This window comes from Halorubrum ezzemoulense DSM 17463, assembly GCF_002114285.1.
Taxonomy (GTDB): Archaea; Halobacteriota; Halobacteria; order Halobacteriales; family Haloferacaceae; genus Halorubrum; species Halorubrum ezzemoulense.
Window position 1 is genome coordinate 1 of the sequence record NZ_NEDJ01000098.1, and the last position, 8,910, is coordinate 8,910.

An 8,910-nucleotide genomic window follows, 5' to 3' on the forward strand; every position below is an offset into this window, starting at 1 on the left:
CAACCGCACCGCACACCTCCCCAGCCTCGTCAGCCGCCGTCGCTTCGCTCCGGCAACTGACTCCAGCGAGGGACCGAAGGTCCCTCTGGTAGCCGGCGCGTAGCGCCGGCGACCTCGCGCGTGCTGGCTTCGCGGCCTCCCGGCGGCTCGCAGGCACGCGCCACCGCGACGGTCGTTTACAACCGATACCGCGGCGGTCACCTATTTACCCGCCCGCGCCCACGACCCGGCAATGACCGCTTCACGCGCGCCGGCCGAGCCGGCGGTCCGGGAGTTCGAAGCGACGGTCGACCGCGTCGACGGCCGCGAGGTCGTCCTCGACGAGACGTACTTCTACGCCGAGTCCGGCGGCCAGCCCGCCGATCGGGGGACGCTCGACGGCCACCTCGTCGACGACGTGACCGAACGGGGCGGAGACGTGGTCCACGCCCTCGACTCCGACGCCGACCCCGACCTCGCGCCCGGCGACGAGGTCACGGGCTTGGTCGACGACGCGTTCCGGACCTACTGCGCCCGCGCACACACCGCCTCCCACGTGCTGTACGGGGCCGCGCGCCGGATCGCCGAGGACCTCGGCTACGCCGGCTTCGACATCTCCGAGACGAAGGTCCGCGTCGACCTGACGACCGCCGAGCCGTTAGACGACGGCGACCTGATCGAGTTAGAGCGGCTCGCGAACCGCGCCGTCTGGGACTCGCTGCCCGTCTCGTGGGCGACCCACTCGGCCGAGGCGGCCCGAGATGTCGACGGGATCGCGTTCAACACGAAAACGGAGGAGGGTGCGATGAGCGGCGGCGCGGTCCGGGTCGTCACCGTCGGCGACGCGGACGACCCCTGGGACGTCGCCGCCTGCGGCGGGACCCACGTCGAGAACACCGCTGAGATCGGGCCGATCGCGGTGCTGGACCGGTCGAACCCCGGCGAGGGCGTCACCCGCGTCGAGTTCGCCGTCGGCCCGACCGCCATCGACGAGCTCGGCGCGGTCCACGCCGCCGCGCTCGACGCCGCGACGACGCTGGACGCGCGCGTCGGCGACCTCCCCGACGCGGTCGACCGCCTCCGCGAGGAGGCCGACCGGCTGGAGGCGGACCTCCGCGAGGCGCGCGGGGACCTGCTCGCCGCCCGCCTGCGCGACCTCCCGACGACCGAGGTCGACGGCGCGTGGTGGGCGGTCGGGACCGTCGACGACGCCGACCCGAACGAACTCCGGGAGCCGGCGACCGCGCTCGTCGGCGGCGACGCCGACGCGGACGACGGCCCCGACGCCCTCGCCGCGATCGGTGCGGGTGACGACCCGTTCGTCGTGGTCGCGGCCGCGGAGGATACGGCCGTCGACGCGGGCGACATCGTCGGCGCGATAACCGCCGAGTTCGGCGGCGGCGGGGGCGGCGGCCCGACGTTCGCGCAGGGCGGCGGCCTCGACGCCGACCCCGCGGCCGTCGCGGCGTGGTTCCGGAAGCGATGACGGGCAAGCTGGGTCCCGACGCGCTCGCCGCGGCGCTCGCGGCGACCGGCACGCCAGACGCCGCGGTGGCGCAGGGGCCGGCCTACGGGGAGGACGCGGCCGCGATCGACCTCGGCGACGCCGCCGAGACGCTCGTCGTCGCGGCCGACCCGCTGTCGCTCGCGGCCGAGTCGGTCGGGACGCTCGCGGTCCACGTCGCCTGTAACGACGTCGCCGCGAGCGGGGCCGACCCGCGGTGGCTCACGCACACGCTCTTTTTACCCGACGGCGATTCCGACCGCCTCCGGACCGTCGTCGACCAGGTCGACGCGACGGCGCGCGAGCTCGGGTGCGCGGTCGTCGGGGGCCACACCGAGGTGCTCGACGCGCTCGACCGCCCGCTCTGCTCGATGACGGCGATGGGGACGACGGACCGCTTCGTGTCGAGCGGCGGGGCTGAGCCGGGCGACCGCCTCCTCCTCACAAAGGGGGCGGCGATCGAGGCGACGGCGATCCTCGCGACCGACTTCCGCGAGGAGTGCCGCGCGGCCGGCGTCCCGGCCGCGACGCTCGACGCCGCCGCCGGCTTCCTCGACGAGGTGAGCGTCGTCCCCGACGCGGCCGCGGTCCGGGACGCCCCGACCGCGCTCCACGACCCGACAGAGGGGGGCGTCGCGACCGCCCTCGTCGAGATGGCCGCGGCGAGCGATTCGGTCTTCGCCGTCGAGCGCGACGCGGTCCCCGTCCGCCCCGAGACGCGCGCCTGCTGCGACGCGCTCGGCGTCGACCCGCTCGCGACGTTCGGCTCCGGCGCGCTGCTGGCCGCGGTCCCGCCGGACCGGGTCGACGACGCGCTCGACGCCCTCGACGCGGTCGGGATCGGCGGCGCGGAGATCGGCTCGGTCGAGGGGGCTGCGGGCGACGCCGCGGACTCGGGCGACGCCGCGGACCCGGCTCGCTCCGCGGGAACCGTCCGAATCGACGGCGAGCCGCTCGCCGAGCCGCCCCGCGACGAGCTGTACCCGCTGTGGGAGGCGCGCGAGGCGGAGGAGTAGGCGCGTCACCGGCGCCGGTGCCGAAGCCGTCCGGGACGCCGGGTCGGGCGGTCCCGCCGATCGCTCACCTTTTTCGGTGAGGGACCGAAGTCGGTGACATGACCGGAGCACGCGTCGGCTCGGCGCTCACCGACGAACAGCAGGCGGTCCGCGACCTCGTCGAGGAGTTCGCGGCCGAGGAGGTCCGACCGACGGCGGCCGAAGCCGACGAGACGGAGACGTTCCCGGAGGACGTGTGGGACGGGCTCGCGGAACTCGGCCTGACGGGGCTGACGGTCCCGGAAGCGTACGGCGGGTTCGGCGCGGGGAAGACGACGTACGCGGTCGCCAACGAGGCGCTGGCGCACGGGTCCCTCGCGGTCGCGACGGCCCTGTCGGTCCACTGCCTCGCCACCTCCTGTATCGCCGAGTTCGGCAGCGAGACCCAGCGCGAGACGTGGCTCCCCGAGATGGCGGAGACGGGCCGCCCGGTGGGTATGTTCTGTCTCTCCGAGCCGCACGCGGGCTCGAATCCCGCGGAGATGTCGACGACCGCGACGTACGACCCCGAGACCGACGAGTACGCGCTCAACGGCGAGAAGCAGTGGATCACGAACGGGAAGCGCGGCGGCGTGGCCGTCGTCTTCGCGAAGGTCGACGACGAGGCGCACGACCCCGACGACGACGCGATCACGCAGTTCCTCGTCCCCGCCGACACCGAGGGGTTCGAGGTCGGCAAGAAGGAGGAGAAGCTGGGCCTCCGGGCCTCGGACACGACCGGGATCACCTTCGACGACTGCCGCGTCCCCGCCGCGAACCGTCTCACCGAGCCGGGAAAGGGGCTCTCCGCCGCGTTCCGGACGCTCACCGAGGGCCGGATCGGCATCGCGGCGCAGGCGGTCGGCGTCGCGCAGGCGGCGCTCGATGAGGCGAAATCCTACGCCGAGGAGCGCGAGCAGTTCGACCGACCGATAAGTGACATCCAGACGATCCGGCACAAGCTCGCGGAGATGTCGACCGACGTGTCGGCGGCGCGGCTGCTCGTCCGCGAGGCGTGCCGGCAGGCGGAGGCGGGCGAGGACTATCGCGTCGCCGCATCGAAGGCGAAGTACCGCGCCAGCGAGGCCGCGATGTCGGTGACGAACGAGGCGATCCAGATCCACGGCGGCTACGGCTATACGACCGAGTTCGACGTCGAGCGCCTCTACCGCGACGCGAAGATCACGGAGATATACGAGGGGACGACCGAGGTCCAGAAGACGATCATCGCCCGCGGGGTGTTCGGCGAGTGACCGACGGTGACGGGTCTCAGTTCGCCGCCTACGACGCGGTCGTCTACGACCTCGACGGGACGCTCGTCGAGCTCGCGGTCGACTGGGACGCGGTCGCCGACGCGGTTCTCGATGTGTACGCCGAGCGCGCCCTCATCCCCCCGACTGAGGAGCTGTGGGACCTCCTCGGCGCGGCCGACGAGTACGGGATCCGGGCTGAGGTCGAGGAGGCGATCGCGCTCCACGAGCGCCCCGGCGCCCGCGAGTCGACCCGGCTCCCGCTCGGGGACCGACTCGCGGCCGCGACCGCGGACGACGAGTCCGCGAACCCACACCCCCCGGCTGGCGTCTGTTCGCTCAACTGCGAGGACGCGTGCCGCATCGCGGTCGAGACGCACGGCCTCGGCGACGCGCTCGTCTCGGGTGCGATCGTCGGCCGCGACACCGTCGGAAGCCACAAGCCCGACCCGGCGTCGCTGCTCGCGGCGATCAACCGCCTCGGGGAGGCCCCGGAGGACACCCTGTTCGTCGGCGACTCGCAGAGCGACGCGGTCACCGCCGAGCGCGGCGGCGTCGACTTCGCGTGGGTCTCGGAGCTGCTCGCCGAGTAGCGACTCGCACCGCGCCGCCCGCGGGTCAGTCGATCTTCTCCTCCTCGTCAGTCTGTTCGTCGGTCGGCTCGGTAGACTCCGGCTCGGCGTCTCCGGCGTCAGCGTCGGCGTCTCGTTCCGCGCTCGCGTCAGCGTCGGCGTCTCGTTCCGCGCTCGCGTCGGCGTCGCCGCCAGAGCCGCCGTCGCCGGCCTCGGCGCGCCGCGCGTACAGCGCGACGGCGACCGCGGTGACGAACCAGATGGGCGCGCCGACCCGGACCGCGAACGCGGCGCGCGCGCCCCACGTCTCCAGCGTCACGAGCGTCGACAGCAGCGCCGCGGCGGGCGAGCCGACGAGGATGGTGACGACGAACGTCGTCTGCATCACCCACGCGTAGTCCACCCCCTCGTACTCGGCCCGCTCGACTGGTTGCACGCGACCGACTCGGCGGCCGAGCGGCAAATCGGTGGCGGTCGGCGGCGGTACCGGGGTCGCGCCGCCGCCCGGCCGCGCCGCCCCGCCTTTCCGGTTCCCGACGATTTTACGGCGTCGCGCGGGTGACTCCGAGGTATGACCACGACGCGGGGACTGCGGGAGGGCGACGATCCGATCACGATGTTGACCGCATACGACGCCCCGACGGCGGCGATCGTCGACGAGGCGGGGATCGATGTCGTCCTCGTCGGCGACAGCATGGGCAACGCCGCCCTTGGCTACGACTCCACGCTCCCCGTCACGCTCGACGAGGTGGCGAGCCGGACCGCGGCGGTCGCGCGCGCGCCCGGGGACGCGCTGGTCGTCGCCGACATGCCGTTCCTCTCGTTCGGCGTCGACGAGGCCGAGTCCGTCCGCAACGCGGGCCGACTCCTAAAACAGGCGAACGCGGACGCCGTGAAGATCGAGAGCGGCCCCCACACCGTCGACACGACCCGTCGCATGACCGAGGTCGGGATCCCGGTGATGGCGCACCTCGGCCTGACCCCGCAGCACGTGAACCGGCTCGGCGGCTACACCCGACAGGGGACCGAGCAGGACGCCGCCGAGGAGATCATCGACCTCGCGGGCGCCCACGCCGACGCCGGGGCGTTCGCGCTCGTGCTGGAGCACGTGCCGGCGAACCTCGCGGGCGCGGTGACCGAGGCGCTGGATATCCCGACGATCGGCATCGGCGCGGGCCCCGACTGCGACGGACAGGTGCTCGTGATCAACGACGCGGTCGGGCTCGGGGAGTGGTCGCCGCCGTTCGCGAAGCAGTTCGGCGACGTGCGCGGCGAGATGGTCGACGCCGTCGAGGCGTACCGGGATGCCGTGACGAGCGGCGAGTTCCCGGCCGAGGAGCACTCGCACGTCGAGGAGGCGCTAGAGGACCTGTACTGAGGCCGCTCGATCGTCCGGGGTCAGACCGGGAAGAACCCCAGCACCGTCGGCAGTTCGTTCGGGTCTACCTGCGTCACGGTGACGTAGAGGACAGTGAAGATCACGGCGTTGTGGAGGCCGTGGAGCAGCGCGGGGACGACGAGGTTCTCGGTGTACTCGTACACCGCGCCGAACACGAGGCTCGGCACGAACAGGATCGAGATCGTCGTCAGGCGCGCGGAGAGCCCGCCGGTCAGCGCCATCACGTGGATGGTCGCGAAGATGGCGGCCGCCAGCGCGATCGACGGGGCGGCCGGCAGCGACTCGCGGAGGCGCCCCTGGACGACTCCCCGGTAGAGGATCTCCTCGCAGGGCCCGATGACGAGGAACGACGCGGCGACGAACAGCGGGATGATCGCCGGATTCCCCATCGCCAGCTCCGCGCTCTGGTTCGCCGCGGTCTCCGTCCCGAGCAGCTGGACGATCGTCGAGACCACGAGGATCAGGATCAAGATCACGACCCAGCTGCCGAGGACGATCCCGATCTCCTTGAGGCTCGGCACCCGGACGCCGAGGTACGAGACGATCCCCTCGCGGTCGAAGCCGCGCCACGCGAGGTAGCCGACCGCGAGCCCGCCGAACGCGACGTACTGGCCGAACACCAGCGTGAGGACCACGCTCGCGACGAGCGAGAGCCCCCCGGTCAGCGAGTCGATCGCGAAGACGGCGACCCCGCCCGCGAGCGCGATGACCGGGCCGAGGACGCCGAGGAGGAGGGCCGTCGCGACCGCGACGCCCGGGGAGCCGGCGCCCCCGCCCGACCCGTCCGCGTCGCCGACGGCGTCCGGCCCGACGTCGTCGAACTCGTCCGAGACGCCGCCGTCCGTGGCCCGGTCGCCGCTGGAGGGATCTGTCATTGCCCCGTGTAGGGGCCGCCCGGCAAAATGGTTGTCCGTGTCGGAATCGACGACGGCGCGGTATCGTTCCGAGACGGCGACGGTGCGATATCGCGCGGAGACGGCGGCGCCACGACGCCGTGCCGAAACGGCGACGGCGCCAAAGGCGGGCCCCGACCGCCTACTGGTGGAGCAGCTCGTACCACAGCACCGCGGTGACGGCCCGCCCGTCGCGCAGCTCGTCGTCGACGACCGCGGCGAGCAGGTCGTCGTACGGCACCGTCTCGACCGCGATCGACTCGTTGTGGTCCAGCTCCCGCTCGGCGGTCGGCTCGCAGCCGGTCGCCAGCACGTGGTGGTGGACCGCGTTCGCCATCCCGTTCGTGGGCTCGACGGTTGTCAGCCGCTCGAACGCGTCCGCCTCGTACCCCGTCTCCTCGGCGAGTTCGCGGGCCGCGGCGCGCTCGACCGCGGCGGTCGTCGGCTCTCGGCCCGCGGGGCCGCCGTCCCCCGCCGCCCCGTCTTCCGGCTCCATCGTCCCGGCGGGAATCCCGCGGTTCACCCGGCCGACGGCCTGTCGCCACTCGTCGATGACGACGACGTCGCCGTCGGGCGTCAGCGGCAGCACGACGACCGCCGGCGGCTCGTCGACGTAGTGGAACCCGTCCGTCTCGCCGTCCGGGAAGCGCACCTCGTCCCGGCGCACGTCGAAGCCGGGGCAGGCGTAGTCGATGTCGCTGTCGAGCGTCTCCCACGCGAGGTCGGCGGAATCGCCCATGGATCGCGGTCGTCGCTCGGGGCGTAAATAGCCGGCCGTCGCGCGTTCGATCCGGTCGCACGCCCACGCCGGTCACGCGGCCCGGACGCGGTCGACCGCGAGACGGCCGACGGTCCCGGCGACCCACGCGAGTGTCCCCAGCGCGAGGGCCTCGACCCCGACGAAGACGAGCCCGTCGAGTCCGAGGAGCGCGGCGACGCGCTCCGCGAGGGGCCGCCCGGGCAGGCCCAGCAGGTAGTGGTCGGCGTTGCTCCCGAGCAGCGCTCCGTAGACGGAGAGCCACGCGAGCGCGACCCCGGCCCCTCGATAAGCGAGGCCCGCGGTCACGAGGACGCCGAGGGCCGCGGCGTCGAACGCGAGGAACACCACCCCGCCGGCGTGAGCGAAGAGCCCCAGCCCGTAGGCGGCGAAGGAGACGACAAAGAGCAGCGGCGGCACGAGGAGTCGGTACCGGCGCGGCGAGCCGTTCGAGTTCGAGCCGAGGAGGACGCGACGAGCGAGGGACATGTCCCCGGATCGTTTCGGCCGCCCCATGAATCCACGCGTCGGGCGCGGCTCACGACCAGTCGCCGAGCGACGCCTGTCCGTCCCCCGTCCGGCGCTCTGCCTCGTTCCCCGTCGCGTCGCCGTCCGCGGTCGGCTCCCCGTCTACCCAGTCGGTGAGCTTCCCGCCGTCGCCGTCGGTGCCGGCCGTTCGACCGACCGACCCGCGGGGGCGGTCGGCCGCGCCGTCGCTCCCGTCTCCCGGCCCGTCCCCCGGTTCGAATCCGCCGAGCGTCGCCTGATCCGTCTCGGCGAAGTCGAGCTTGGAGACGCGCACGCCCAGCTTGCGGACGCGGGTCTCGTCGAACTCGCCGAGCAGGTCGAGCGCCACCTCCTCGACGAGGTCGGGGTCGTCCACGGGACCGGGCAGGCTCCGGGCGCGGGTGTTGACGTCGAACGGCGGCTCGACCGCCTTGATCCCGATTGTGCGGTAGAGGCAGCCGCGCTCGCGGGCGCGGCGGGCAACGTCCGCGGCGAGCGCGGAGACGGTCTCGCGCTTCGTCGGCTCGTCGGCGGTCGTCGGGAGCGCCGACTCCCGCGAGAGGCTCTTGGGGAGGCCGGTCGGCGTCACCTCCCGGTCGTCGTCGCCCGCGGCGCGTCGGGAGAGCTCCGGCCCGCGCTCGCCCAGCTCCGCGGCGAGCCGGTCGCGGTCGGCCGCGGCGAGGTCGCCCGCGGTCTCGATGCCCAGCTCCGCCAGCGTCCCCTCGGTCACCGGGCCGACCCCGTGAACGTCGGCGGTCGGCAGCGGCGCGAGGAACTCCGCGACCGACCCCGGCGGCACGACGACCAGCCCGTCCGGCTTGTCGGCGTCGCTGGCGACCTTCGCGGCCGACATGTTCGGCGCGACGCCGACGCTCGCCGGCACCCCGGCCTCCCGCTCGATCCGGTCTTTCACGTGGCGGGCGTATCCCTCGGCGAGCGTCCGCGCCTCCGCGGGGCCGGCGGCCCCGCTCGGCCGCGCGCCGGTCGCACCGTCGCGCGCCTCCCCGCCCCCCCC

10 protein-coding genes are annotated in these 8,910 nt (G+C 73.8%); 5 read left to right on the top strand and 5 right to left on the bottom strand.

Annotation, left to right across the window (positions count from 1 at the left end; translation table 11 throughout):
- Positions 1-232 precede the first annotated feature (232 nt).
- The 4 genes from B9H04_RS16585 to B9H04_RS16600 all read left to right on the top strand — a co-directional run bounded on the left by B9H04_RS16585 (position 233) and on the right by B9H04_RS16600 (position 4,360).
- A complete protein-coding gene (locus B9H04_RS16585; protein WP_049930143.1) occupies positions 233-1,465 on the top strand; it encodes a serine-tRNA(Ala) deacylase AlaX in 1,233 nt (410 codons plus the stop codon).
- Positions 1,462-2,499, top strand: coding sequence for an AIR synthase family protein (locus B9H04_RS16590; RefSeq protein ID WP_049930672.1), 1,038 nt, complete (start codon positions 1,462-1,464; stop codon positions 2,497-2,499). The genes B9H04_RS16585 and B9H04_RS16590 overlap by 4 nt, the downstream gene beginning before the upstream one ends.
- 98 nt (positions 2,500-2,597) lie before the next feature.
- The gene (locus tag B9H04_RS16595; RefSeq protein WP_049930144.1) at positions 2,598-3,770 is read left to right on the top strand and encodes an acyl-CoA dehydrogenase family protein; all 1,173 of its coding nucleotides are present in this window, start codon (positions 2,598-2,600) and stop codon (positions 3,768-3,770) included.
- Complete coding sequence (locus B9H04_RS16600; RefSeq protein ID WP_080508552.1) at positions 3,767-4,360, top strand: HAD family hydrolase; 594 nt, start codon at positions 3,767-3,769, stop codon at positions 4,358-4,360. The genes B9H04_RS16595 and B9H04_RS16600 overlap by 4 nt, the downstream gene beginning before the upstream one ends.
- A gap of 25 nt (positions 4,361-4,385) precedes the next feature.
- On the opposite strand, the gene B9H04_RS16605 is transcribed toward B9H04_RS16600, so the two are convergent.
- Entirely contained in the window at positions 4,386-4,775 is a 390-nt protein-coding gene (locus tag B9H04_RS16605; RefSeq protein ID WP_049930145.1) for a DUF5822 domain-containing protein, read from the bottom strand.
- Positions 4,776-4,910: 135 nt separating this feature from the next.
- On the opposite strand from B9H04_RS16605, the gene panB reads away from it, so the two are divergent.
- Entirely contained in the window at positions 4,911-5,717 is an 807-nt protein-coding gene (panB, locus tag B9H04_RS16610; RefSeq protein ID WP_085682872.1) for a 3-methyl-2-oxobutanoate hydroxymethyltransferase, read from the top strand.
- Between the two features lie 20 nt (positions 5,718-5,737).
- On the opposite strand, the gene B9H04_RS16615 is transcribed toward panB, so the two are convergent.
- The 4 genes from B9H04_RS16615 to B9H04_RS16630 all read right to left on the bottom strand — a co-directional run.
- A complete protein-coding gene (locus B9H04_RS16615) occupies positions 5,738-6,613 on the bottom strand; it encodes a CPBP family intramembrane glutamic endopeptidase (protein WP_085682873.1) in 876 nt (291 codons plus the stop codon).
- Between the two features lie 160 nt (positions 6,614-6,773).
- Positions 6,774-7,370 carry an NUDIX hydrolase gene (locus tag B9H04_RS16620; RefSeq protein WP_049930148.1) on the bottom strand — a complete coding sequence of 199 codons (597 nt, stop codon included), beginning with the start codon at positions 7,368-7,370 and terminating at the stop codon, positions 6,774-6,776.
- A 72-nt stretch (positions 7,371-7,442) separates the two neighbouring features.
- Positions 7,443-7,877, bottom strand: coding sequence for a hypothetical protein (locus tag B9H04_RS16625; protein ID WP_049930149.1), 435 nt, complete (start codon positions 7,875-7,877; stop codon positions 7,443-7,445).
- A gap of 49 nt (positions 7,878-7,926) precedes the next feature.
- Positions 7,927-8,910, bottom strand: a 984-nt coding sequence (locus tag B9H04_RS16630) for a DNA polymerase Y family protein (protein WP_085682874.1), incomplete at its 5' end; no start/stop codon positions are given.

Coding starts and splice junctions, on each gene's coding strand:
- B9H04_RS16625 (WP_049930149.1), bottom strand. CDS start 7,877: ATGTCCCTCGCTCGTCGCGTCCTCCTCGGCTCGAACTCGAACGGCTCG.
- B9H04_RS16590 (WP_049930672.1), top strand. CDS start 1,462: ATGACGGGCAAGCTGGGTCCCGACGCGCTCGCCGCGGCGCTCGCGGCG.
- panB (WP_085682872.1), top strand. CDS start 4,911: ATGACCACGACGCGGGGACTGCGGGAGGGCGACGATCCGATCACGATG.
- B9H04_RS16595 (WP_049930144.1), top strand. CDS start 2,598: ATGACCGGAGCACGCGTCGGCTCGGCGCTCACCGACGAACAGCAGGCG.
- B9H04_RS16615 (WP_085682873.1), bottom strand. CDS start 6,613: ATGACAGATCCCTCCAGCGGCGACCGGGCCACGGACGGCGGCGTCTCG.
- B9H04_RS16585 (WP_049930143.1), top strand. CDS start 233: ATGACCGCTTCACGCGCGCCGGCCGAGCCGGCGGTCCGGGAGTTCGAA.
- B9H04_RS16620 (WP_049930148.1), bottom strand. CDS start 7,370: ATGGGCGATTCCGCCGACCTCGCGTGGGAGACGCTCGACAGCGACATC.